Source organism: Bacillus sp. SIMBA_005 (genome assembly GCF_046535585.1).
Classification (GTDB): domain Bacteria; phylum Bacillota; class Bacilli; order Bacillales; family Bacillaceae; genus Bacillus; species Bacillus pumilus.
In genome coordinates, this window is the sequence record NZ_JAWRWI010001202.1 from 1 (window position 1) to 234 (window position 234).

The 234-nt window shown below is 44.9% G+C and carries 1 pseudogene; it reads right to left on the reverse strand.

Annotated elements, in window-relative coordinates:
• Positions 1–206: pseudogene (locus SB660_RS23900) on the reverse strand (endonuclease); the annotation flags it as partial.
• Positions 207–234 lie beyond the last annotated feature (28 nt).

Sequence of the window (234 nt, forward strand, 5' to 3'; positions counted from 1 at the left end):
GCATGATCTGTCGGGAAATGCAGCGTCAATAATGAAGGATCCAGCTGTTTTGCATATTCCTGCGTCTGATTGAATGTTTTGAGATAATCCGCTTCACTAAAGGAGCTGCCGTCAAAAATATTCGCTTCCAGACCGTATCCCGCTTCCACCCATTTCTCATCGATTTGCTTCGGATCAAGTCCGAAAAACGGAATTTGAGCAATCATAGGACAGTCACCATGTTCCTCTCACAAG